Source organism: Hyphomonas sp. CY54-11-8, from assembly GCF_000682735.1.
Lineage (GTDB): Bacteria > Pseudomonadota > Alphaproteobacteria > Caulobacterales > Hyphomonadaceae > Hyphomonas.
This window is the reverse complement of the sequence record NZ_AWFD01000001.1, coordinates 527,767-551,078: the sequence shown is the minus strand read 5'-3', so window position 1 is coordinate 551,078 and position 23,312 is coordinate 527,767. Positions and strand designations below refer to the sequence as shown.

28 protein-coding genes are annotated in these 23,312 nt (G+C 61.1%); 14 read left to right on the top strand and 14 right to left on the bottom strand.

The genetic code is table 11. The annotated features are described in order from the left end of the window. Positions 1 to 312: a hypothetical protein gene (locus HY17_RS02890; RefSeq protein ID WP_034761959.1), complete on the bottom strand. Its 312-nt coding sequence runs from the start codon at positions 310 to 312 to the stop codon at positions 1 to 3. Then, complete coding sequence (flbT, locus tag HY17_RS02885) at positions 312 to 698, bottom strand: flagellar biosynthesis repressor FlbT (protein ID WP_034761956.1); 387 nt, start codon at positions 696 to 698, stop codon at positions 312 to 314. Before flbT ends, HY17_RS02890 begins: the two co-directional genes overlap by 1 nt. A 401-nt stretch (positions 699 to 1,099) precedes the next feature. Here flbT and HY17_RS02880 point away from each other — a divergent pair, with 401 nt between their 5' ends. Both HY17_RS02880 and HY17_RS02875 read left to right on the top strand, forming a co-directional pair. Continuing rightward, positions 1,100 to 1,975, top strand: a complete 876-nt coding sequence (locus tag HY17_RS02880; RefSeq protein ID WP_034761953.1) for a MoxR family ATPase — start codon at positions 1,100 to 1,102, stop codon at positions 1,973 to 1,975. Positions 1,976 to 2,070: 95 nt separating this feature from the next. Next, entirely contained in the window at positions 2,071 to 3,174 is a 1,104-nt protein-coding gene (locus tag HY17_RS02875) for a helix-turn-helix transcriptional regulator (protein ID WP_034761950.1), read from the top strand. 9 nt (positions 3,175 to 3,183) lie between these two features. Here HY17_RS02875 and HY17_RS02870 read toward each other — a convergent pair whose 3' ends face one another. Next, on the bottom strand, positions 3,184 to 3,969 hold the full coding sequence (locus tag HY17_RS02870; RefSeq protein WP_065382697.1) for a DUF2270 domain-containing protein: 786 nt from the start codon (positions 3,967 to 3,969) through the stop codon (positions 3,184 to 3,186). A gap of 46 nt (positions 3,970 to 4,015) precedes the next feature. Continuing rightward, entirely contained in the window at positions 4,016 to 4,762 is a 747-nt protein-coding gene (locus HY17_RS02865) for a hypothetical protein (protein WP_034761948.1), read from the bottom strand. A 122-nt stretch (positions 4,763 to 4,884) separates the two neighbouring features. On the opposite strand from HY17_RS02865, the gene HY17_RS02860 reads away from it, so the two are divergent. The 6 genes from HY17_RS02860 to HY17_RS02835 all read left to right on the top strand — a co-directional run bounded on the left by HY17_RS02860 (position 4,885) and on the right by HY17_RS02835 (position 10,110). Beyond that, positions 4,885 to 6,066, top strand: a complete 1,182-nt coding sequence (locus HY17_RS02860) for a VWA domain-containing protein (RefSeq protein WP_034761946.1) — start codon at positions 4,885 to 4,887, stop codon at positions 6,064 to 6,066. Positions 6,067 to 6,149: 83 nt separating this feature from the next. Next, positions 6,150 to 6,635, top strand: a complete 486-nt coding sequence (locus tag HY17_RS19130) for a DUF2165 family protein (protein WP_112073708.1) — start codon at positions 6,150 to 6,152, stop codon at positions 6,633 to 6,635. A 91-nt stretch (positions 6,636 to 6,726) separates the two neighbouring features. Next, positions 6,727 to 7,653: an alpha/beta fold hydrolase gene (locus tag HY17_RS02850; protein WP_034762554.1), complete on the top strand. Its 927-nt coding sequence runs from the start codon at positions 6,727 to 6,729 to the stop codon at positions 7,651 to 7,653. Positions 7,654 to 7,700: 47 nt separating this feature from the next. Further along, a complete protein-coding gene (locus HY17_RS02845; RefSeq protein WP_034761944.1) occupies positions 7,701 to 8,612 on the top strand; it encodes an alpha/beta fold hydrolase in 912 nt (303 codons plus the stop codon). Further along, the gene (locus HY17_RS02840) at positions 8,609 to 9,313 is read left to right on the top strand and encodes a DUF4336 domain-containing protein (protein WP_233348593.1); all 705 of its coding nucleotides are present in this window, start codon (positions 8,609 to 8,611) and stop codon (positions 9,311 to 9,313) included. The genes HY17_RS02845 and HY17_RS02840 overlap by 4 nt, the downstream gene beginning before the upstream one ends. A 14-nt stretch (positions 9,314 to 9,327) precedes the next feature. After that, a complete protein-coding gene (locus HY17_RS02835; RefSeq protein ID WP_034761942.1) occupies positions 9,328 to 10,110 on the top strand; it encodes a crotonase/enoyl-CoA hydratase family protein in 783 nt (260 codons plus the stop codon). Here the strand turns inward: HY17_RS02835 and HY17_RS20465 are convergent. The 4 genes from HY17_RS20465 to HY17_RS02815 form a co-directional block, all read right to left on the bottom strand. Continuing rightward, on the bottom strand, positions 10,006 to 10,383 hold the full coding sequence (locus tag HY17_RS20465) for a hypothetical protein (RefSeq protein ID WP_034761940.1): 378 nt from the start codon (positions 10,381 to 10,383) through the stop codon (positions 10,006 to 10,008). The genes HY17_RS02835 and HY17_RS20465 overlap by 105 nt on opposite strands. A 120-nt stretch (positions 10,384 to 10,503) precedes the next feature. After that, positions 10,504 to 12,213: a DUF2207 domain-containing protein gene (locus HY17_RS02825; RefSeq protein WP_034761938.1), complete on the bottom strand. Its 1,710-nt coding sequence runs from the start codon at positions 12,211 to 12,213 to the stop codon at positions 10,504 to 10,506. Beyond that, positions 12,213 to 12,776 carry a LemA family protein gene (locus HY17_RS02820; protein ID WP_034761936.1) on the bottom strand — a complete coding sequence of 188 codons (564 nt, stop codon included), beginning with the start codon at positions 12,774 to 12,776 and terminating at the stop codon, positions 12,213 to 12,215. The genes HY17_RS02825 and HY17_RS02820 overlap by 1 nt, the downstream gene beginning before the upstream one ends. A 63-nt stretch (positions 12,777 to 12,839) precedes the next feature. Further along, positions 12,840 to 13,457 carry a GNAT family N-acetyltransferase gene (locus HY17_RS02815; protein WP_034761933.1) on the bottom strand — a complete coding sequence of 206 codons (618 nt, stop codon included), beginning with the start codon at positions 13,455 to 13,457 and terminating at the stop codon, positions 12,840 to 12,842. Between the two features lie 96 nt (positions 13,458 to 13,553). Between HY17_RS02815 and HY17_RS02810 the strand changes: the two genes are divergently transcribed. After that, positions 13,554 to 14,807 (top strand): tetracycline resistance MFS efflux pump, encoded by a 1,254-nt coding sequence (locus HY17_RS02810; RefSeq protein WP_034761930.1) that lies wholly within the window; start codon positions 13,554 to 13,556, stop codon positions 14,805 to 14,807. A gap of 3 nt (positions 14,808 to 14,810) precedes the next feature. On the opposite strand, the gene HY17_RS02805 is transcribed toward HY17_RS02810, so the two are convergent. Then, positions 14,811 to 15,065 (bottom strand): hypothetical protein, encoded by a 255-nt coding sequence (locus HY17_RS02805; RefSeq protein WP_034761927.1) that lies wholly within the window; start codon positions 15,063 to 15,065, stop codon positions 14,811 to 14,813. A 113-nt stretch (positions 15,066 to 15,178) separates the two neighbouring features. On the opposite strand from HY17_RS02805, the gene HY17_RS02800 reads away from it, so the two are divergent. Both HY17_RS02800 and HY17_RS02795 read left to right on the top strand, forming a co-directional pair. Further along, positions 15,179 to 15,709, top strand: coding sequence for a D-glycero-beta-D-manno-heptose 1,7-bisphosphate 7-phosphatase (locus tag HY17_RS02800; protein WP_034761925.1), 531 nt, complete (start codon positions 15,179 to 15,181; stop codon positions 15,707 to 15,709). 80 nt (positions 15,710 to 15,789) lie between these two features. Then, a complete protein-coding gene (locus HY17_RS02795; RefSeq protein WP_034761923.1) occupies positions 15,790 to 16,524 on the top strand; it encodes a bifunctional 2-polyprenyl-6-hydroxyphenol methylase/3-demethylubiquinol 3-O-methyltransferase UbiG in 735 nt (244 codons plus the stop codon). On the opposite strand, the gene HY17_RS02790 is transcribed toward HY17_RS02795, so the two are convergent. The 4 genes from HY17_RS02790 to HY17_RS02775 all read right to left on the bottom strand — a co-directional run bounded on the left by HY17_RS02790 (position 16,521) and on the right by HY17_RS02775 (position 19,187). Beyond that, a complete protein-coding gene (locus HY17_RS02790) occupies positions 16,521 to 16,958 on the bottom strand; it encodes an EVE domain-containing protein (protein WP_034761920.1) in 438 nt (145 codons plus the stop codon). The two genes, HY17_RS02795 and HY17_RS02790, sit on opposite strands and share 4 nt — an antisense overlap. Before the next feature lie 78 nt (positions 16,959 to 17,036). Next, a complete protein-coding gene (locus HY17_RS02785) occupies positions 17,037 to 17,855 on the bottom strand; it encodes a heme-dependent oxidative N-demethylase subunit alpha family protein (protein WP_051599562.1) in 819 nt (272 codons plus the stop codon). 1 nt (position 17,856) lies between these two features. Further along, a complete protein-coding gene (locus HY17_RS02780; protein ID WP_034761917.1) occupies positions 17,857 to 18,483 on the bottom strand; it encodes a class I SAM-dependent methyltransferase in 627 nt (208 codons plus the stop codon). Continuing rightward, positions 18,480 to 19,187, bottom strand: coding sequence for a hypothetical protein (locus HY17_RS02775; protein WP_034761913.1), 708 nt, complete (start codon positions 19,185 to 19,187; stop codon positions 18,480 to 18,482). The genes HY17_RS02780 and HY17_RS02775 overlap by 4 nt, the downstream gene beginning before the upstream one ends. Before the next feature lie 178 nt (positions 19,188 to 19,365). Here HY17_RS02775 and HY17_RS02770 point away from each other — a divergent pair, with 178 nt between their 5' ends. Both HY17_RS02770 and HY17_RS02765 read left to right on the top strand, forming a co-directional pair. Continuing rightward, entirely contained in the window at positions 19,366 to 20,268 is a 903-nt protein-coding gene (locus HY17_RS02770) for a DMT family transporter (protein WP_034761911.1), read from the top strand. Then, entirely contained in the window at positions 20,268 to 21,014 is a 747-nt protein-coding gene (locus HY17_RS02765) for an N-acetylmuramoyl-L-alanine amidase (protein WP_034761909.1), read from the top strand. Before HY17_RS02770 ends, HY17_RS02765 begins: the two co-directional genes overlap by 1 nt. Here the strand turns inward: HY17_RS02765 and HY17_RS02760 are convergent. Continuing rightward, positions 21,011 to 21,943 carry a YihY/virulence factor BrkB family protein gene (locus tag HY17_RS02760; protein ID WP_081812928.1) on the bottom strand — a complete coding sequence of 311 codons (933 nt, stop codon included), beginning with the start codon at positions 21,941 to 21,943 and terminating at the stop codon, positions 21,011 to 21,013. The genes HY17_RS02765 and HY17_RS02760 overlap by 4 nt on opposite strands. A gap of 454 nt (positions 21,944 to 22,397) precedes the next feature. Here HY17_RS02760 and HY17_RS02755 point away from each other — a divergent pair, with 454 nt between their 5' ends. Continuing rightward, entirely contained in the window at positions 22,398 to 23,300 is a 903-nt protein-coding gene (locus HY17_RS02755; protein WP_051599561.1) for a CHAD domain-containing protein, read from the top strand. The last annotated feature ends 12 nt before the right edge of the window (positions 23,301 to 23,312 follow it).

Below are 23,312 nucleotides of genomic sequence, written 5' to 3'. Positions count from 1 at the left end.
CTAGTCTCTCTGCGTCGTTGCGTCGAGGATTTCCTGCACGCCCGGTGCAATCGTCAACGCATGGGGGCTGGCGGTGAAATGCGACAGATCCGCCGCGCCGGAGGCAAGCGCCAGCATCATCTTGTGACCGCGAAGCCGCTGCAGCAGACCTTCGGAGCCACGCGGGCCGTCGGCACGGGCAAGGCGCCCGTCGCCAAGATCGACGCAGATGTCCTGCCCCTGTCCGGCTTCCAGAAGTCGGATAGCCTCGTCCAGGCCCAGCGGCTTGGTGTCGGGAGCGGGGTGGACGCGCATCGCGGAGCCGTCCGCCATCAGGCCGCCGCCGCTTCGCCGTCAGCCAGCAGACGCCGGCACCGGCTGAGGGCGCGGTAAAGGTTGGAGCAGGCCACATCGGCGGAAATATCCAGCACGGCCGCGCGGGACTCTTCGGTCTCGCTGGCGGCCAGCAGCGTGGCGAGCGACTCGGCGGCCTGCGAATAGGTCGGCCCGTCCGCTTCGCCGAGCAGGTACATCTGCATCACGCTGAAATAGGCGCGCGCCGCCGGCGTCGTGGCATCGCGCGGATGCAGGATGTCCTTCTCGCGCAGGACCCGGGCCTGGTTTTCCAGCAGCAGAACGCCCCGGCGGTCGCCATTGCGCACAACGGCCCCGTTCACAACGAACGTTTCACCCGGCTTGAGCGACAGTTTGAGAGGCATGGTTCCAGATCCAATGCGGCGAATTTCGCAAAGAATCGCAGGAAGGCGTTAACGCTTGATTGCCGGTTCACGAACTTTCCACGTTAGCGCGAGGCGGCCTCAATCCCGCACGGAAAAGTGCCATGCGCGCGATTCCCGACAGGGTTCTGGATCATAAGTCCTGCATCGGCCCGGGCCTGTCCCGACCCAAAGGGATCAGACCTGCCCGGACCGGTGCGGCACTCCGCTGAAGCATGAGACACTGCGGCCGTGCGCATGGCAGATCCTGTTTACCACAGGCTTGAGGGGGCGAAAAATGAAACCCGTGCTGCAGTGCGGAACGTACCTCCCGCCACGTCAGAGCTTGCTCCCTTCGGGGCACTCCCTATTGTGGAGGAAAGACAGATAAGGACGGCACACCCATGCGTTTCGAAGGCACTGAAAACTATGTGGCAACTGACGACCTGCGCGTGGCCGTCAACGCCGCCATTGCACTGGAGCGCCCGCTGCTCGTCAAAGGCGAGCCCGGCACCGGCAAGACCGTGCTGGCCATCGAAGTGGCCAAGGCCCTCGGCTGCGAGCTGATCGAGTGGCACATCAAGTCTACCACCAAGGCGAACCAGGGCCTCTATGAGTATGATGCCGTGTCCCGCCTGCGCGACGGCCAGATGGGCGAAGAGCGCGCCAAGGACGTCAAGAACTACATCAAGAAGGGCAAGCTGTGGGAGGCGTTCACCGCCGACAAGCGCCCTGTGCTGCTGATCGACGAGATCGACAAGGCCGACATCGAGTTTCCGAACGACCTCTTGCAGGAACTCGACCGGATGGAGTTCTATGTCTACGAAACCGATGAAACCGTGAAGGCGAAGCAGCGTCCGATCGTGATCATCACTTCGAACAATGAGAAAGAGCTGCCAGACGCCTTCCTGCGCCGCTGCTTCTTCCACTTCATCAAGTTCCCGGACGAGGACACGATGCAGGAAATCATCGATGTTCACTATCCGGGCATCAAGCAGAAGCTCGTGAAGGACGCGCTGACGACCTTCTACGCCATGCGCGAACTGCCGGGCGTGAAGAAAAAGCCGTCGACCAGCGAACTGCTCGACTGGCTGAAGCTGCTGATGAACGAGGACATCGACCTCGAAACCCTGCGCGAGAAGGACCCCGAGCGGCTCACCCCGCCGCTGCATGGTGCGCTTCTGAAGAACGAACAGGACATCGCCCTCTTCGAGCGCCTCGCCTTCCTCGCCCGCCGTCAGGACGGCCCGGGCGGCGGCCGCCGCGGCCCGGCTGGCTGATCACGGCTTTATTTTTCACTGCACCAGCCTCATCGGGCGATGAAATTGATTCCATCTGGATTATTCAGCGTTTCTACTGATATAAGAAATGGGTCATGCTCGATGATCTGGTGGGAGAAATATACGAGACGGTGACGGACAGGGGGCGCCTCGCCATTTTGGCGACCCGCCTTCAGGACGAACTGAATTCTCACTCTTCTGCACTCGTCATTGCAGAACCAGATCGCTATTTTCTGATGCAGAACAGCGTCAGCCCGGAATCGGCTGATGCCTACAACCAACACCTCTGGCACGGTGACATCTGGATGAAGGAGTTTTTGGTCCGATCATCCGAGACCGTCCTGTCCGGCCATCAGATGTGCGCCTACAGGGACATTCCCGCAGACTATCGTCACCATGTGCTGGAAGCGGCGGACACATATGACGGATTGAGCACGCGCGTCATCGACACGCCGGGTTTGACGGCCAGCATCTCATTATACCGGTCCCGGTCCCAGGACGTTTTTCAAACATCCGACTTCGAAAAAATGCTGTTCCTGGCGCCGCACCTGAAACGAGCTCTGAGCCTGCAGCAAGTCTTTGGCGAGCTCTCACACGACCGCGTTCTTCTGGAACAGGCGATCAATCACATTCCAGGACAAACTTTCATTATTGATCCGCACTACCGCATCGTGGCGGAGAATGCGCTCGCCCGGGATACTCGGAGAAAGAACCCAGGAATCGATATCCGGCACGGGCGAATTGTCCTTCGGGACCAGTCAGCCCACAAAAAGCTTGAACACTCCCTGGAAGTGGCCATCAGGAGCGGCATGCCTGCTACGTTCCTCATGACCACGGCAGACGGCATGGCGCCCTTATTGGTCCGCGTTGTCAGACTGAATACGGGCCTGGCAGAAAGCGTGCGAACGATGGCTGGAGGGCCGGCACAGAAGCATTTTGTCATCGTCACGTTCACTTCGCCGGAGCCGCTGCCGCCAGAAGCTGCTTCGGTACTTGTGAGCGCTTACCAGCTGACCCAAAGGGAAGCCGAGACAGCCATTTTTATCGCACTTGGCCTCAGTCCCGACGAAATCGCTGAACGCATGGGTGTAAAGCTCTCAACCGTACGCAGTTTTCTGAAGTCGGTACTCGCCAAGATGGATGCCAAACGCCAATCTGAACTGGCGGCCAGGATCCAATCATTGTTTGCGCGCCGCTGATCCGAGATTTCAGTCGTCCGCCTTCATGGGTGTCACGCCTTTGGTCGGCGGACGGAAGTTCACGTCTTCGCGGCTTTTCAGGAAGTCGGCCATCTTGGTCTTGTCGGTGCGCTCATCCCACCAGGTTTTCCAGGCAAGGGTGATCCAGCCGATATGGAAAGCGACACCGCAGATCAGTGCCAGCCAGCCTGGAATCGGCCCGATATGCGCGCGGCGCATGAAGTGGGCAAAATTGTCCACATCGGTCGGATGAATGGCGATCTTGGCGAAATAAGCCGCGCCGAGAATGGCAAAAATCCAGCCATAATTCCGGCGCAGGCGCCGGCCGACCGAGCGGATCATCGAGATCCGGTATTGCGGTTTGACATAATCGTCAGACAGGGCTGTGCCGCGGTCGAGCGGGATCTGTGCCCCCTCTCCGCGCAGCATCGGCACATAGAAGGCAATCTCCAGAACCCGCGCCCGGAACCGCCAGACATAGAAGAAACGATAACGCCGCGCTTCCAGCATCAGGAACATGATGCAGAGCGCGCCGACCAGCACGATGGGGAACGGTGAGGCACGCTCAGACGCAAAAGCAGCTGACAGGCCGATACCGGTCGAGATCACGGCCCAGTTGGTGGTCTGGTCCAGGCGCTGGCGCCAGACGGTCGAACGGTAGACTTCCGCCCGGTAGAGGTGCGCGATCGCGCCGACTTCCTTGTTTCCGGAAATGCCTGTCGGCGGATCCCCATCCGGGTCTCCGTCGGTTGGTTCAGCCAGAACCGGGTCGTCTCTATCGTCAAATTCGGTCATGCGCGGCGTTTCCTTGCCCCCGCCTACTCCCAAAAAGGCTGCCGGATCAAGCCGGGCAGTATCCGCGCTCCAGAATTGCCCCATAGCCTTCCAGCGCTTCGCGCACATGGCGGGTATCTTCGCGCGCACCTTCGGCCCTCACCCGGCTGGCGAGCGCACTGGCACCACCGGTAATCCGGGCCCGCCAGAACGCATAGCGCAGCCCGTCCGGCTCGACTGTCAGCTGCACGGCCCGGTCGAACGCTGCGAGATCGCAGGTTTCCATCGCGAGCTCGCTCAGCACGTGACCAAAATCGCCCCGCTCGAAATTCTCCAGCGGCCGGGCGCTCGGCTGCGGCGGGCCTGCCAGAGCGAACATGGCCTCCACGACACGCCGGCGCGTGGCTGTGTCCGGCGCAAGGCGCGCGCCAGCCGCCATCAGTTCCGGCCGGCCGATATTGAAGGGCGGAAGCCCGGCCTGGGCCCGCTGCAGGAAGCGATTCCAATCAGCTTCCCGCAGCTCGGCCTCCGCCCGCTCGCGGATATAGTCGGGATATTCCGGCTGCGGCGCTGCCACGCCGCCTAGCCGTCCCTCCCACTCCGCGAGCAGCGCTGTGTCCCCACTCAGCGCTAAGGTATTCAGAAATATCGGTCTCAGACGTTCCCGCTTGTCAGCCGGATACCCGGCGGCCGCCTCCCAGATCGCCTGAACCATGCAGTTTTTTTCGCCCTCCCCCGGCGGACAAGCTGTATCCGCCGCGGCCATCGGCCCGGCGAAGAGCAAGTAAAGGGACAGGAAAAAGACACGCATCATGTCGATACACAGCTAACGGCCGGAAGCTGAACACAGCATGAGCGGACAGTTAGCGTGACGTCAGCTTGGACACCGGGCGGCAGGCAGTCTATGTTTATGACAGGCTAAAGTGAGACATCCCCATGTTCCTCAATTTCTTCAACCAATTGCGCGAAGCCAAGGTGCCCGTCACGCTGAAGGAATACCTGATGCTGATGGAAGCGATGGACAAGAAAGTCACCGATATGGATGTCGAGGACTTCTACTATCTCTCCCGCGCCGCATTGGTGAAAGACGAGCGGAATATCGACAAGTTCGACAAGGTCTTCTCCCACGTCTTCAAAGGTCTCGACTCCCTGGCAGACGCTGTGGACGTGCAGGATCTGCCGGAAGAATGGCTGCGCAAGATGACCGAGAAATTCCTCACTCAGGAGGAAATGGACGAAATCGAGGCCATGGGCGGCTTCGAGAAGCTGATGGAGACACTGAAACAGCGTCTCGAAGAGCAGAAGAAGCGCCATGAAGGCGGGAACAAGTGGATCGGCACGGGCGGCACCTCCCCCTTCGGCGCCAACGGCTACAATCCGGAAGGCGTGCGCGTCGGGCAGGAAAAATCCCGCCACCGCCGCGCCGTGAAAGTCTGGGACAAGCGGGAGTTCAAGAATTACGACGACAGTGTCGAGCTTGGCACGCGCAACATCAAAGTTGCCATGAAGCGCCTGCGCAAATGGGCCCGCAAGGGCGCGCCGGACGAACTTGACCTGGACGGCACGATCAACAACACCGCCCGTAAAGGCTATCTCGACATCGAGATGCGCCCGGAAAAGCGCAACACGGTCTCGGTCCTCCTGTTACTGGATGTCGGCGGCTCAATGGACCCCTATGTGCGCGTGATGGAGGAGCTGTTCTCTGCCGCCCGGTCCGAGATCAAGAACCTCGAATACTATTACTTCCACAACTGCCCGTATGAGGGTCTGTGGAAGGACAATCGCCGCCGCATGAACAATCGCATCCCGACCTGGGACGTGCTGAACAAATATCCGTCGGACTACAAGGTCATCATCGTCGGCGACGCCACGATGAGCCCGTACGAGATCACCTATGCCGGCGGCTCGGTCGAACACTGGAACGAAGAGGCGGGCGGCCTGTGGATCCAGCGTTTCGTCGAACGCTACCCGAACCTCGTCTGGCTGAATCCGGTCAAGGAAGGCGCCTGGGAATACACAGGCTCCATCAAGTTGATCCGTGAACTGATCGGCCCGCAGCGCATGTTTGAGCTGACGCTTGGCGGATTGGACGAGGCAATGAAGGAATTGAGCCGCTAGCACACCCTTTCCTCCCACGGATCTTGTGAATCGTCCGGAGCACGTCTCGTGCACCGATGAAACACGGACCAAAAGGGGAAATCATGATCCGCTATTTCAAGACTGTCCTGATCGTTTTCGTCGGGCTTCAGGGCCTGTTCTATTTCATTTCAAACGCCGTGAACTGGGAATACGCCCAGATGGCAGTTGGAGCAGTGCTGGGCCAGGCTGACAGCCCGGCCTATCCGAACCTCGTCATTCCGGCGATCACGTCCCCCTTCCTGATCAAGCTGGCGCTGATCGGGATCATGACCGGCGAGTTGCTGGTCGGATTGCTTTGCTTCAAGGGCGCATTCGACATGTGGAAGCAGGTGGGTTCAGACGCTGGCGCGTTCAATGCGTCCAAGACCTGGGCCATTGCGGGCTGCTGCGTCGCGCTGATCGTCTGGTTCGGCATCTTCCAGGTGTTCGGCGCCGCCCTCTTCCAGATGTGGCAGAGCCAGGTGGGTGTCGGATCCTTCGAAGGCGCGTTCATGTACCACGCGGCCAGCGCCATCATCCTGATTTTCGTCAATCAGAAGGATGATTGAGAAACATTCATCCGAATTCCCAACGGGCTGCTTGAGGTTTGAGCCATGCCTCCTAGTGTGGGCCGGAATTAACTTCCGGAAGGAGATGGCCATGCCGCGTATCAGGGCGAACGGACTCGAATTCGAATATGAAGAGACCGGTTCACCCGATGATCCCATGATGCTTCTGGTCTCCGGTTATATGGGCCAGATGACAGAATGGCCGGACAGTTTCAAACAGGCCCTGGCCAATACGGGCAGGCGAGTCATCGTGTTCGACAATCGCGACATCGGTCTCACACGTTCGGTCGACGATCCGGCGCTCGAGGACCAGGTACCGCCTCCCATGGAAGAGCTGATGCAAGGCGCCGCCGAAGGCCAGCCGGTGCATGAGCGGGTGCCTTATGTGCTGGACAACATGGCCGAAGACGCCGCTGCGCTGATCGAAGCACTGGGCGCGGATCAGGCCGACGTGCTTGGCCTGTCGATGGGCGGCATGATCGTACAGCTCTTGGCGCTGAACCATCCTGAGCGTGTACGCACATTGATGCCGGTCATGACGACATCAGGCGACCCCGCCCTGCCACCTTCTGAGCCAGAAGCCCTCGAAGCCCTGACGGCCGAACCTGAAAACGAAACACTGGACGCTATAGGCGACCTGGCAGTCAGCACCTATCACGCCATCGGATCTCACCCGGACCTGCGCGCGCCGGATGCAGACCTGAGAGCCTCCGCCATTGCGGATGTGCAGCGGGCAAACCGTCCCCTCGGCCTCGCCCGCCAGTTTGCAGCCTTGTTGGCCCAGCCGCGCTGGCATGACCGGCTTGGCTCCATCCAGCAACCGACCCTCGTTTTGCATGGTGCGGTGGACCGCCTGATTCCGCCGGAATGCGGCAGCGATATTGCCCGGCGTATCCCGGGTGCAGAAATCAGCATCATCGACAAATGGGGACATGACCTGCCGGAAAAAGTTGCGCCCAAACTGCTGGCGGAAATCCTGCCATTTCTGGAACGCTCGAGGCACGCAAAACCTGCATGATTGCGAAAAACCTGCCATAAGAAATCAGACATCCCGGGAGGAACGACATGGCGAAAATCAAGGCCAATGGCATAGAGTTCGAATACGAGGAATTCGGATCGAAGGACGATCCGCTCATGCTCCTCGTCATGGGATTTTCGAGCCAGATGATCAATTGGCCGGAAAGCCTGATCAGAGGCCTGACCGATGCCGGCCGGCGGGTCGTGATTTTTGACAATCGCGACATCGGCCTCAGCACCGAATTCGAAGGCCATGTTCCCCCGTCTCCGCGCGACATCGTCAAAGGGATCGCGGCCGGAGAAGCGATGCATGAAAAAGTGCCCTACCTGCTGGACGACATGGCGGCTGATGCCGCCGCACTGATCGAAGCACTCGGCGCAGACAAAGCCGATGTCATGGGGGTCTCCATGGGGGGCATGATTGTCCAGCTGATGGCGCTCAATCATCCCGAGCGGGTCCGCACGCTGATCCCTGTGATGACAACGTCCGGCGACCCATCGCTGCCTCCGGCCACGCCAGAGGCGACCGCCGCGCTGACAGCCGTTCCGGAGGAACGCACGCCCGAAGCCATCGCCGATCTCGCCGTCAAAGGGAGGGCCGCTTATGGTTCCCATCCGGACGTGCGTACGCCGGATGACGAAATTCGCGCGAGTGCAATTACGGCCATGCAACGATCAGACCGGCCCATGGGCGTCGCCCGGCAATATGCTGCCATTCTGGCCCAGCCCCGCTGGCACGACCGCCTTGGCAGCCTGGATCTGCCAACGCTCGTTCTGCACGGCGAAATGGATAATCTGATCCTGCCTGCGGCCGGACAGGACATCGCGCGGCGTGTTCCCGATGCCAACATCGAGATCATCGAGAAATGGGGCCACGACTTGCCGGAGGCTGTCATGCCGGTCCTGCTGAATCGCATCGTGCCATTCCTTGGCCAAACCGCGCCATCAGGGCCAGCATGATGCTTGAACCGGTCGACACAGACCTATGGCTGACCGAAGGACCGGTCGTCGATTTTCACGGCTTCCCCTATCCTACGCGAAGCGTGATCGTGCGATTGCCAGATAGAACGCTGTGGGTTTGGTCGCCTGTGGCGCTGACGCCTGAACTGAAAAAGGAAGTGGATGCGCTTGGCCCGGTGGGTCACCTCGTCAGCCCGAACAAGATCCACCACCTTTACCTGACCGAATGGCATGCCGCCTATCCCGAGGCGAAACTCTGGGGGCCAGCCTCCACGATCCGCAAACGGAAAGACCTGCCCTTCCAGCCCGCGCTGGAGGATGTCCCCCCCCGTGACTGGCAAGGTGTGTTCGAACAGGCGTGGTTCCGCGGCTCCTTCTTCATGGACGAGATCGCCTTCGTCCACCGGCCGACCGGTACGGCCATCTTCGCTGACCTGTCTGAACACTTCAGCGACAGCTTCCTGGCACGCTACTGGAAAGGCTGGAAGCGGCTGATCGCGAAACCCTGGGGCATTGTGGTCGGCAAGGGTTATGCCCCGCTGGAATGGCGGCTCAGCTTTACAAACCGCACGCCCGCACGCGCGGCATTCGGCAAAGTCGCCGCCACGCATCCTGACCGGATCATCATGGCCCATGGCGAGTGGGTGAAGACCGGCGGAGAAGCCTTTTTGCGCCAGGCCTTTGCCTGGCTGATCCGCTGATTAGGAAAAGACACATGACGACGCCCGCGCCTCCCGGTATCCGAACAGAAACTGATGGCGAGGTCCTGATCGTCACCATCGATCGCCCCGAGGCCCGCAACGCGGTCGATCGGCCAACCGCCGACGCGCTCTACGAAACGTTCAAATCCTTTGACGCGGATGGCGCCCTTTCGGTGGCAATCCTGACCGGTGCGAACGGAAATTTCTGCGCAGGTGCCGACCTGAAAGCCGTTGCCGAGGGACGGGGGAACAAATCCGTACCCGATGGTGATTACGGCCCGATGGGACCATCCCGGCTGGAGCTGTCCAAGCCCGTGATCGCCGCCGTCGACGGGTATGCCGTCGCTGGCGGGTTGGAGCTTGCCTGCTGGTGTGACCTCCGGGTTGCCTCGCCGGGGGCGAAGTTCGGCGTATTCTGCCGCCGCTTCGGTGTCCCTCTGATTGATGGCGGCACGATCCGCCTGCCCCGGCTGATCGGCGCGTCCCGGGCAATGGACATGATCCTCACGGGCCGGGAAGTCGGTGCGGAAGAGGCGCTTACCTTCGGGTTGGCCAATTATGTATCGGAGGAAGACTCCGCTCTTCAGAAGGCGCTGGAGGTCGCCCGAAGGATCGCCGCATTCCCGCAATTCTGTATGCGGACGGACCGCGCCTCGGCCATAGCGCAATGGTCCCTTCCCATGGACGAAGCGTTACGCCGGGAGATCGCAGGTGGCCTGCGCGTCATCGAGATGGGAGAAACCCGGAATGGCGCCAAACGTTTCGCCGCCGGCATCGGCCGCGGCGGCGTCTTCTGAGAGGTAAGGCGCACCGGGCCGCTCCGTCAGGCGGCGGCCCTGCCACAGCGTGAAGAATCCGATCCCGACCCAGATGACATTGATCGTGGTCGATGGGATGGCGCCGTTGTAGCCGCTGTTGATGATGAACCCGGTCGCGCCGACCACGTTCATCACCTGATAGGCTTTCGAGCGCCCATCCATCTTTCCGGCGGAAAGCATCAGGTAGGCAATCAGGATGAGAACGGCACCGGCCCAGCCGGACATCTCAATGAGCAAGTGCGTAACAGACATGGAGCGCCTCGCGAGTCCGGTGTATTTTCGCCCCGTAGTCTCACTTTTCTTCTCACGCAATCATAAAATTGCACTGCCTTTGAAATTTCATTTTTCTGCCGCCGCGCCGGCCGGAAATGTTTACCAGCCGCCGCCGCCACCACCACCGCCGCCACCACCAGACGAGCCACCGCCTCCCCCACCAGACGAACTGGAACTCTGCGGCAGGGAACTGGAGACGCCCGTGTTCATGCTGGACATGATCGCATCGTTCATGCCTCCGACATTGCTGAAGGAGCGATTGCCGAACTGGCCCCAGGCCGGGGCATAGTTTTCTGCCTCCGTGGGTAGTTGGTGTTCAAAGTATTTTGTCCACGGCTTTTCCACGTTCAGCGCCACAGCGTATGGCAGAAATCGTTCATACCGCTCCAGGCTCATGGGCGGCGGCGCGTCGCTGCCGACCTTGACGGCATTCATCTGAAGCTTTTCGGCGGTTTCGAGGTAAAGGCGGAAACCCTCGATTTCCGTACGGATTTTTTGCCCTTTCACGGTTGGCGCCGGCATAAGGTACATGAAAAGCCCGTTAAGGCCGGCAAAGGCCAGGACCACCAGCGTATGCCAGCCGGACCAGTTGGTTGCCTGGAATATGGCGAATGCCACCGCTGCGATGGTCATCACAGCCGCGGCCAGCGTGTACCCGATGTTCCAGCGGAAATAGGCGCTGCCATATTTGCGGGAAAGCGCGCTGCGGAATTTCTGATACGCCGAGGTGAAAGTCGCATCATACTTTCCGCCAAGGGTACGCTCGGTCAGCCCGCCAAACAGGCCGGCATCGAGGACTGCCTCATCGGGGGTGATCGCAGCATTGCCACCCTGCTTGCGCGTCAGCGTGGTTTCCTTCTTGCTCGAAGCATCAATGTCGACCAGCCCCTTCACGCCCATGCCGATAAGGGTCGAAATCAGCGCGCCATGCCCGCGCAGGCCGCGATAGAAAATGTAATGCGCCGCGGCGGGAGAATAGCCATCCGGCGGCTCGTAGCGCGGAAAGACCGGCCCTTTGGGCGGGTCCTGACCCACCTTCTGAAACCCCGACATCAGAAACCAGAAGACCCCGCAGAAAGACGCGACCAGTATGGCCAGCGCTCCGTTGCGCAACCACCAGAGCGTCCCCTTGTCGCCAAGGGACGGGGGCGCAATCGTCCCCTTGGGCATCGACACAGATACCGTCATGCCTTCAAACCGGGCCATCGGGCGGGTCGTCTCAAAGACGAGCACATTGCCATCCTGCCGGTATGAATAGTCCTGGCCCACGTCTCCGGACTTGCCGGTATAGGCGATCGCCTCCGTCACTCTCGCCCCGTCCGGGAGCGCTATCCGGGCCGAAGCCGCTTCAATAGGGAACAGCCAGTAATTGCCCGTGACGTTCCAGTAGAGCTCGTCATGGCTGTCGAAATACCGGATCTGGTTCTTCACCTCGTATTCGATCACATAGGTGTGGTCGCCATAGTCGAGAAGCACATCGGCATCGCCGATCCGGATACGATAGGAATTTCCATCGTGTTCGACCGTGTAGGGTTCCTTGCTGCCGTCCCGGCGCACCCGGCGAATGTCATACTGGTAGGGTAGCTTGTCGTCCGGCTTCAGATCGTCTGCATAATAGCGCGGCAGGTCTCGAAAGATGCCGCGGCGGATGTCCCGGCCTTCGACGGTCACATTGATCGTCTCGGTGACGATGATATCGCCGTCCTTCTGGACATCGATTCCGACATCGAACCGGTTGATCTTCTCCTCAGCGCCCGCCGCCAGAACAAACAGGCAGGCAGCCAGCGCGCCTAGCAGGTAACGCAGCATCAGCTTGCGCCTCCGAGGTCGACCTTCGGCAACGCCCGCTCGGGCATGGACACTTCAAAGAACTCCCGCGTGCGGAAACCGAACATGCCGGCCATCAGGTTTGCCGGAAAACTCTGCACACGCGTGTTCAGCTCGCGCACGGCACCATTGTAAAACCGGCGAGCCATCTCGATCTTGTCTTCGGTGTCCGCCAGCTCCTGCTGCAGGTCCAGGAAGTTCTGGCTGGCCTTCATGTCGGGATAATCTTCGGCCACCGCCATCAGTTTCGCGACAGGCCGCGACAGCTCGCTTTCCGCTTCGCCGCGGCTCGCAAGGTCATCCCCGGCGGCGAGCGCCTTTGCCCGTTTCTCCGCGATATCGGCGAACAGTTCCCGCTCATGCGTGGCGTAGCCCTGCACGGTGTTCACGAGTTGCGGAATCAGATTGGCCCGGCGCTTCAGCTGGACGTCGATATCGGACCAGCCATTGTCCGCCATCTGAGATTTCTGAACGAGCCCATTATAGATCAGGATCACGCCGATGATCAGCAGGATCAGAATGGCGCCGGTTATGTAAAGTCCCACGAGTCGCGTCCTCCAAATCTGGAAGATTCATGCATATCCAGCATTGGCCGCGCTGTTAAGGTGTCACCCCTGCGGGGACCCATGCGAGGCGGCCCATTCCTGTCGCGTCATTTCCCACACCAGAGATTCCCGTGTCGTGCCATCGGGCCGGGTTGAGGTGACCTGACCCATTCGGTGAAAGCCCATGCCGTCCAGCATGCGCTGTGTGATCACGTTCTCGAGGCTCGCCGTCTCACAGATCAGGTCCAGGTAAAGCACTTCGAACATCCAGGTGAAGGTCTGCGCGGCGCCTTGCGTTCCGCTGCCCTTTGAATGCAGCGATGGATGCAGGCCGCCAGCGATTTCGCCCGCGGCCCATTCCGGCCAGATCTGGATATCGGAATAGCCCATGATCCGGCCGTCTCCGGCATCCCGCACGAAAAGCAGCCCCTCCCCGCGCGCCCGCTGGGCGATATGATCCTCGATGAAATTGCGGACATTCTCCACATTCAGCGGACGTGGCAGGGAGTAAATCGGCGCATTCACCTTCGGCTCGGCGAACAGGGCATAGAGCCCGTCCGCATCTTCTGGCCGTGCAAGACGGGAATCGCGAAGCATTTCCGCCCCGCGAACCGCGGCACGGATGCCCTCAACCTGTTCCGGCGGGGCCGGATGGCGCGTGATCGGAATGCCCTCCGTCATGACAACATACTGCGCCTTGGCTGATGATCCGGCAATCCATGACGATACGTCAAAACCGATTGACCCTTCCGGCGGGCAAGGCCAAACCTGCCAGCCATGTCGGACAGCGCCTCTCCCAGAAAGCACGGCAAGAACGCCTTCTTCTTCGTGATCGTGACGGTCGCGCTGGACATGCTGGCCTTTGGCCTCATCATTCCCGTCATTCCCGCGCTGATCCGCGAACTGGCGCATGTGACGTCGGAGGAAGCGACGCTCTGGCTCGGCCCTCTGGCAGCGACCTATGCGGTGATGAACTTCCTGTTTGGTCCGGTCATGGGCGCGCTGTCAGACAAGTTCGGCAGACGCCCCGTCCTGCTGGCCTCGATTTCGACGCTGGCACTCGATTTTCTCATCATGGGCTTTGCCCACAATATCTGGCTGTTGTTCCTTGGCCGGGCCCTTTCCGGCATCTCCGGGGCAACGTATTCGACCGCCAATGCCTACATCGCGGATGTGACAACGCCGGGGGATCGGGGCCGCGCCTTCGGCATGATCGGCGCGGCTTTCGGGTTTGGCTTCGTGTTCGGCCCGGTGATCGGCGGCTTCCTCGGAGAGATCGACCCGCGCGCGCCTTTCTTCGCAGGGGCCGGCCTGGCCTTGCTGAACTTCCTCTATGGCCTGGTCGTCTTGCCGGAATCGCTGGCGCCGGAAAATCGCCGTGCCTTCGACATCCGGCGCGCCAATCCGCTCGGCGCTGCAAAGCATTTCTCCAAACTGCCGCATGTCGGCTGGTTCCTGATTGCAGCCGGCATCTTCATGCTGGCGCACACCGTCTTCCCGTCGACCTGGAACGTCTATTCCGAGATCCGCTACAACTGGACACCGAAGGAAATCGGCTTCTCGCTTGGACTGGTCGGCGTAGGCGCTGCCGTGGTGCAGGCCGGCCTGATGGGACTGATCCTCGACCGGATTGGCACGGTGAAAACGGCCCTGCTGGGGTTCGGCGTGAACGTCGTGTCGTTGTTCGCCTACGCATTCGCGAGCCATGGCTGGATGGTCTACGCGATCATTCCGTTCGGCGCGCTGGGCGGTGTCGCCTCCCCCTCGCTGAACTCGCTGATGTCGACCGTGACCCCGGCCAATGCGCAGGGCGAGCTTCAGGGTGCCTCTTCCAGCCTGAATGCGATGGCCATGATCATCGGACCGCTCACCATGAACGGCGTGCTGTTTGCTTTCACGCACGACGGCGCAGCGGTTCACTTTGCCGGCGCGGCCTTCCTGCTCGCCGGAATGCTTACCCTCGTTTCGCTCGCACCCTTCATGCGCGGCGTGGCCGTCAACCGGGACGCCATTCCATCCTCAGCCGAATAAGCGTCAGGTCTTCTTGCGCATCATGAAGCCGCCTGCGAGGCCGAGTACTGCTCCGCCAGAAGCCCCTTCCAGCAGCGCCATCAGCAGCCCCGGCGAGCCCCCCTCCGATACCGGGTGCAAGTAAAAGAACACTGCCATCGCGCCGATCATGCCCCCAAGCAATCCGCCGGTCATGTTCCCGCGGGTGAGGCGCGCGGCCACGAGACCGGCAACAATACCGCCCAGGGCGCTCAGCAGAACGGACACTAGAAAACCCATCGGCACAATCTCCCGGCAGGCCTGCAACAAACGCTGACTTCCTGCCGGCGTCCACCCCCGCCTGCATTCGCCGCAGTTGCCAGCGACGGGAGATACAGGCAAAGACCGGCCCGATGGCTGAAATGCGTCCTGCCCTGTTCCTCGACCGCGACGGCGTGATCAACGTCGACAAGGGCTATGTAAACCGTATCGAAGATTTCGAATGGGTCGAAGGCGCGGCTGAAACCATTGCGGCCTTCAACAGGCGCGGCTGGTATGTTTTCGTTGTGACCAACCAGTCCGGCATTGCGCGAAACTACTACACCGAAGCGGACATGCATGCGCTGCATGAATGGATGCAGGCAGAACTCGCCAAGGCCGGCGCTCATATCGACCGGATCTACTATTGCCCCTACCACGAAGCAGGCGAAAACCCTGCCTACCGGAAGGACAGCTTCGACCGCAAACCAAAGCCCGGTATGCTGCTCCACGCCATGTCGGACTTTCCGGTGAAGCGGGAAATGAGCTTCATGATCGGCGACAAGGAAGCCGACATGCAGGCCGCACGCGCCGCAGGCATCGCCGGCTTTCTCTTCAGCGGCGGGAACCTCGCGCAGTTCGCAGAATGGACCCTCGCCAGCTTTGAAGAAGGCAACCGGGGGTAACCAAAAAACGACTTCACGTTGAGGTCCATCCCATGCTATGGGCAGGCGATGATTTATCTGTCCTCTGATTGTATCCGGCGATGAAAAACTACGGTCCGGAAACCTTCGGCGAGCTGAACGCCGACGAATACGATTTGCTACACAATCCCGGCACGACACAAGCCGCTATTGATCTGCTCTCTGAATTTGCCCTGCCTGGACGCACTCTGGAATTTGCCATAGGCACCGGACGTGTCGCACTGCCCCTGGCTGAACGCGGTTGCAGCATCGAAGGCATAGAAGCATCTCCCTTGATGGTGGAAAAACTGCGCGAGAAGCCAGGCGGACAGAACATTCCCGTCACCCTCGGCGACATGTCGGACGTCAAAGCCAATGGCAGCTTCGATTTCATCTTCCTGATCTTCAACACGCTCTACAATCTCACCAGTCAGGCGGCGCAGGTGAAGTGCTTCCGGAATGCCGCTGACATGCTCGCGCCCGGCGGAGCTTTCCTGGTCGAGGCCTTCGTGCCGGATCTCTCCCAGTTCCACGACCATCGCAGCGTGAAGCCGCGCCACATCAGTTTCGGCGCACTCGCACTGGAGGCCGCCATTCATGATCCGGTGACGCAGAAGATCGACTACCAGGTCCTGCGGGTCACACCTGAAGGGACCAAGCTGACGCCGCTGCCGATGCGCTATGCCTGGCCACAGGAGACCGATCTGATGGCGCAGCTTGCCGGGCTCGAACTCGAAACCCGCTGGGGCGGCTGGGACAAATCCCCTTTCACGGCCAACAGCCGGATGCACATCTCCGTCTACCGGAAGCCCGCTTAGACGGGCTTCAGTGTCTTCGGGTCGATGCCGCCCATTTTGCAGACTTCTTTCCACTCCGCCGCGGTGACCGGCTGAACGGACAGGCGGAATGAAGTGACGAGGCTCATCTCGCTCAGTTTCGGATTGGCCTTCACGTCCTTCAGGCTGACCGGCTTCGGCATTGGCGCCAGCGCCTTGACCCAGACACAGTCCCAACGCGGATCATCCGTCGTCGAATCCGGTGTGCTTTCCTTGCAGACCTCTGCAATACCGACGACTTCGAGTCCCTTGTTGGAATGATAGAAGAACAGCCGGTCACCGAGTTTCATCTCGCGCATGAAATTGCGAGCCTGGTAATTGCGGATACCGCTCCACTCCTCACCTTCATCCCCCTTGGCGACCTGTTCGTCCCAGCTCCACGCATCAGGTTCGGATTTGATCAGCCAGTATTTCATTGCGTCTTCCGTCTCTCATTCTGCGATGTCTGATTCGGACTGAGGCATAACGTGGTTGCCCCACTCAGAAAAGGTATGTCAGGAAAGGCGGCCAAGCGCAGCACGCACCAGCCGCTCATAGGCTGGCCAGCCCTTGTAGGCTGCCAGTGCCTTGTCTGTGCCTTCCCATGCTTGCCGGAACGCATAGACACGATCCGGCGAAGACAGCGCGGCCGCGAGCGGATCGACCGCAATGCGGATCGTAAACAATAAAAGGCCGCTGTCCGGCAATTTCGAAATCGTCTGCCGCTCGACACGAAGATGCAGCACATCCAGTGCCGCCTCCTTCGGCGTCGCAGCCGCCAGCGCCTTCAACGGCACGGCGCTTGGCGTGAACCGGGCGTCGCCAGCCTGGACGGTCCAGTTGAACCGTTCCAGCACCTGCCCCGGACGCAGCGCATCGAACATGCGCGCGATCCGCGAGACGAGGCCGGGATTGGCATCCGGAACCGGATCATGAAGCCCTCCGAGCGGCTGGCCCGCCTTCTCCGACAAAAGCCAGAAGGTCGGTGCGACAAGACTCGCCGCTTCCAGACGCCAGAGACCATCTTTACCTCGCTGAAGCAGGCACAGATCATCGGAGACGCGCGCCGCCGCGGCTTCCAGTGGCGTAGGCCAGCCTTCCGCCGCTGGCGGAAGGTGCCGGGTGACGTAGTCCGCCGCTTCTGCCAGCATTTTTTCCGGCAAACGCGAAACAAAAACGTCCGCGCGCCGCTCTTTCATGATCCGCCGCTTTTCCGGCAGCCAGACCTCTGCCTCCGTATCGGGTGCGATCAGGTTTTCTGCTGGAATAGGTTTCAGCCCCGGCGCAAGGCTCGCCGGACCGGAAAGGAATGGCAAATAGGGTGGATCCCGCATGTCAGGCCGGAACGGCAGAACCCCAGGAGCAGAAGCCGGCAATCTTCGGAGTCCCCGGCAGGTACATGGTCTCGGAGTCTTTCAGCTCGAACCCTGCTTCCTCAAGCATCTTCCGCGTGTCGCGCGTCAGGTGGCAGCCACCGGCCAGAGGTTTCCAGATCGGCTCAACCCGGCGCTGCCATTTCGCGACGCCTTCATCCGGCGCCAGGCCATGCTCGGAGAAGATGATCTTGCCGCCAGGCTTCAGCAGGCGGCGTGTTTCCTCCAGCGCGCCTTTCCAGTCCGGAATGGTGCACAGCACGAAAGTGTAGACGACCGTATCGATGGAATGGTCTTCCAGCGGGACAGATTCCGCGCCGGTCTCCAGGAATTCGATATTGTTGCCATAACCAAGCGCGCCTGCCGTACGCCGCGCCTTTTTCAGCATGCCTTCAGATGGTTCCAGCGCGTAGAGGTGCTCCACCTTGTCCGGGTCATAATAGGAAAAGTTCGTGCCGCTGCCGCAACCGATTTCCAGCACCTTCCCCTCTGCATGCGGAATGACTTTCTCGCGCTGCTTCATCATCGGCTTCGATGCGCAGGCGCATGAAATCAGGTTCGGAACGACATATTTTTCCCAGGGATTCACTGTTTCGTCTCCACGCCGGGCTGAAAGCCGGGATAGGCTGCCCGTTGCATCAGCAGGCGCGTCGGCTCGGTCGGCCGGGCGACCAGCGCGTCCTGCGTGATGTTCACATCGAATTCATACCCATCGCCCATCGGCATATAGGTCGCCGAACCATACTGCGCGTCTTCCAGGCCGAAACGCGCCCCTTGCTCCGCTGCGAACTTGCGGACATCCAGGCCGGGATTGGCATAGAGGCGGATGCCATGGGTTTCCGCCTTGGTGACACCTTCGGTCGAGTAGCGGTTCGAATACCGTCCTTCGAGATATTCCAGCCGGTAGACCGAGTCATAGCCCAGCATATTCGCGAGCGGCTTGAACTTGATCACCTGCGCGCCCATCGAGAACTCGTCGCCTGTCAGCGTGTAGATACGCGGTTCCACTTCCTGCGGCACGGTGAGGGTCGCCTGATAGGTATTCGGCTGGCCAGCCACCGCATCGAAGCGGATATGGGCCGCATCCCGCTCCAGCGTCAGACGTTTGTAGGTCTGCAAATTTAGGCCGGACAGCGCAACAATCCCGGCCAGGCCGAGGAAGCCGACGCCGAAAATCAGCCGGCCGCCGCCACTGACCGGCTTCAGACTGGCCAGCTTGCCGAAGCCGGCAAACAGCAGCATGAGCCCGATCACGCCTGAAATTGCTGGCAGAATCCACCAGATCAGAGACATCCACCTACTCCCAAAAGGCCGCCGGACGCCGGCAGCTTAACCGCTCACCCTTAGAAACATTAACTTAAACCCAGCCTGAATGCGGCCACAAGTGTACGCATGAAAGTCGCCTCAGGTTCCCCGGCGACCACCTTCACACACTCTGCCCAAACGGGGAAAAGCCTGATACGGGGCAAACATGAACTTTCGCGACTTTCTTCTCCTGTTCGGCGTCTGCCTTGTCTGGGGCCTCAATATCGTGCTGACGCGGTGGGTAGTGGCGGATATGCACATTCCGCCGCTGTTCTTCGCCGCCGTCCGCTTTGCCGGGGTGGCCCTGTTCCTCATCCCGTTCCTGCGTCCGATCCCGGACAAGCTGTTTACCCTGCTCCTGATCTCGGTATTGATCGGATCGCTGAACTTCGCCTTGTTGTTCCTCGGCCTGCAATCGGCGGAAGCTTCCGCCGTTGCTGTGACCGGACAGCTGGGCGTGCCGATCTCCACGCTGATGAGCATGGCGTTCCTTGGTGAAACGATTGGCTGGCGCCGGGGGCTCGGCATCATGCTGTCCTTTGCTGGCGTTGTGTTGATTGCGTTCGACCCGTCGAGCTTCCAGATTTCGGTCGGCCTGATGTTCGTTGTCGGCTCCGCCTTTATCGGGTCCTTCGGCGGCATCCTGATGAAGAAGATGCCACCGCTGACAGGCCTGCAGGTTCAGGCCTGGGTCGGCCTGTTCAGCTTTGCACCGCTGTTTGCCGTTTCCTTCCTGTGGGAGCGCGGACAGGTGGATGCCTATATCCATGGCGGCTGGCCGGTCTGGCTGGCCAGCCTGTTTGCCATCGCGGGCGTCTCCATCTTCGGGCATGGCGCATTCTACACGCTGATCAAGAAGTATGACGTCTCCATGCTTTCGCCGCTGACCCTGATGACGCCGATCTGGGGTGTTGTGTTCGGTGTGGCCCTACTGAACGAGCCGGTCTCGCCAAGGCTGCTGATGGGCGCTGTCATCGCGCTGGCCGGTGTGTTCATGATCGCGGTGCGCCAGAACACCCGCCTCCCTGAGGCCGCGCTTGGCCGGAAAGCCGGCGCCGGAGATAGCTGATGGAGATCATTTTCTCACCCAGCCCGAACTTCGATGACCGCAAGCATGCCGTGGACATGCTTGTGCTACACTATACCGGCATGGTGACGGGCCAGGCCGCGTTTGACCAGCTTCGCAACCCGGAGGCAAAGGTCTCCTCGCACTACCTCCTCTGGGAGGATGGCCGGGTGGACCAGATGGTGGCCGAAGACCGCCGGGCCTGGCATGCAGGGGTCTCCAGCTGGCAGGATGACGAGGATCTGAACTCGCGGTCCATCGGCATCGAGATCGTCAATGGCGGGCATGATTTCCCGCAGGCCGATGGTACGCTGCCGCCTTACCCCGCGGCCCAGATCGATGCGCTGATCGAACTCTGCCACCAGATCCTGACGGTCCACGACATTCCGCAGACGCGGATTGTCGGCCATTCGGACATTGCCCCGCTCCGCAAGCAGGATCCCGGTGAGCATTTCCCGTGGGAGCGGCTCGCCCGCGCCGGGATCGGCATCTGGCCGGACACTGAGGGGGCGGACGTTTCGGGCAACGGCCTCTCCCCCGGTGACAGCTCGGCCAACGTGCGGCGGATGCAGGAACATCTCCTGCGCATCGGCTACGGAATCGACCTCACCGGCACCTATGATGAGCGAACCGAAGCGGTTGTCCGCGCCTTCCAGCGCCGCTGGCTGCCGGAGCGGGTGAACGGCAGCGCCGATACGCGCACCCTGCGCCGGATCGATGCGATCCACACGCTTTACACCGCAGACTAGCCTTCCCCACCGAGGTTAATGTCGTCATCCTCGTCCTCTTCCTCGATCAGTTCCGGCTCCGCCTGACGGGACGCCCATTCGGCTGTCAGCGCCGCGCCGAAGAGGAGTGAAGACACAGAGGTCGCCAGCCAGATAAAGCCGAGGATCACAGAGGCCAGCGCGCCATAAAAATTGTCGAGCGCGGTGAATTTCAGATAGAGGTGAAAGCCCCAAGTGGCGATCACCCAGGTGAGTGCCCCGGCGGCTGCGCCAGCTGCTTTCGCCCGGTTCCCCCTGAGGCGCCCGTGCAGGGCGACGGCGAGGATCATGTAGAAGATCGCGAAACAGGCGATCCATTTGCCGAGCCAGAGCTGCGAGGCTAGGTGGCTGACCTGCAGCGCCACATCATAGGCGATAAAGCCCTGCTTCTCCGTGATGAAGGACAGGATCAGCTGCAGCGCGCCGAGCAGCCAGACCGTGAGGATCAGGAGCGCCGTCATCAGGATCGACACGCCCTGGAACCGGATGATGCGGGTGCGCCGCTCAGACCCTGTCACCATGCGGATGCCGGTGATCGCCGCCTTGGCGCCGGAACTTGCCGTATACAGAACGATAATAACTGCCAGCAATGCCCGCAGGGTAATGCCTTGAGGGGTCACCTGCCGGATCGTTTCAAGATCCGCCCGCGACAAGGGCGCGACCGCCGAGACGAGCACTTCGTCCACCGTTCCGGCGAGGCGCTGCGACAGGTCCAGCGGCAGAAGAGCGAACAACAAGCTCAGCGTCAGGTAGACGATCGGGAAGATCGAGAACAGCGCATAGAAGCTGATGCCGCCGGTGACGATGCGGACTTCCGGCTTCGACAGGCGCATGATCGCGCCCCAGACCGGCTCGACGGCCCAGACTTTCAGCCAGTCCGGCAGGGGCAGTTTCTCAATCCATGGCCGCATGGGAATCCTGTCGCTCCGGGAAGTTTGAGCCGGGAGGGTTGGCATTTGTTTAAGCCGGTTCGGAGGGCTTGGCCATGCAACCTCTTTTCTCAGCACCCTTGCGCGGTAACGCCTCGGCGTTCCGGCGAGTTTCCTGATTGTGGGTTGGCTCAGCCCGTGTCCGGATCCGGCCACCGTTTCAGCGCTTCGAGCAGCTGCACGGTCAGCCCGACGGAGACGAGGGCGATGGCGGCGGGCATTCAGTGCGTGTTCGGGATCGGCGGCACGTGTGGCCTTGCTTCGCCTGTCGGGCTGCGCCATTTGTTGTGGCTGCAGACGAACAGAAGTTTTATGGGCATGGCATCCGCCATCAGGGTCTCCCATCCCCCACCCTGATTCCACTCTCACGCGTATCGCTTTGGCGGCGGCGCCCGGTTGCGATACATAAAGCCTTCGCCGCAAACGAGACACCGCCTTGTCCTATTCCTTTCGCCTGTCCGATCACTCCCTGACCCATGGGGTGCGCCGCATTGCGCGCAGCCAGATCGAAACGGCGATAGCCGAGATTGACGATCAGACGCTTGGCCCGGTGACAACCGTCCACCAGTTGCGCAAGCGCTGCAAGAAAGTCCGCGGGCTCGTGCGCCTCGTGCGGCCGGGCTTCAAGGCGTACGGCGACGAGAATGCCGCTTTCCGGGACCTGTCGCGCAGCCTGGCGGATTTGCGCGATGCCGGCGCGTTGCTGGAAACCGTCACCGCGCTGGAGGCCCGGTTCGGCGAGGTGATCGGCGGGACTTTCTTTGCCGATGTGCGCGAGACGCTCGCCGCCGCCAGTCCGCCGTCGGATGATGCGGACGTGACAGAACGGCTGGCCGCCGCGCGGGACGCCTTCGAGGCGGCCCTCGCCCGCACCCATGACTGGAAAGTCAAAGGCGAGGCACCGGACATTCTGGGCCGCGGCGTGGCCGAGACCTACAAGCGCGCCGTGAAGACACTGAAGCAGGCCGAAGAGGGCGGCACGCCGGTCGCGTTCCATGAATTCCGCAAGCGGGTGAAGTACCACTGGTATCACATGCGCCTGCTGAAACATGTCTGGCCGAAAATGATCCATGCACGGATCGTCGAGGCGCGCCACCTCGCCACGTCGCTGGGGGACCTGCACGATTTTGCGGTTTTCCGGCTGACCGTATTGCCGCTGATCGAGCGCACAGATCCCAAAGTGGGCGAAGTGCTGGGCGGCCTGATCGAGGCGGAAGAGCAGCGCCTGGCACCAGATTGCCTGCACCACGGCCACCGCCTGTTCGCCGAAAAGCCCCGCCCCTTCGGTGAGAGCATCGGGGCGTACTGGACCACCTGGCAGGACACCGCCCAGACCTGATTGGCGGCTTGA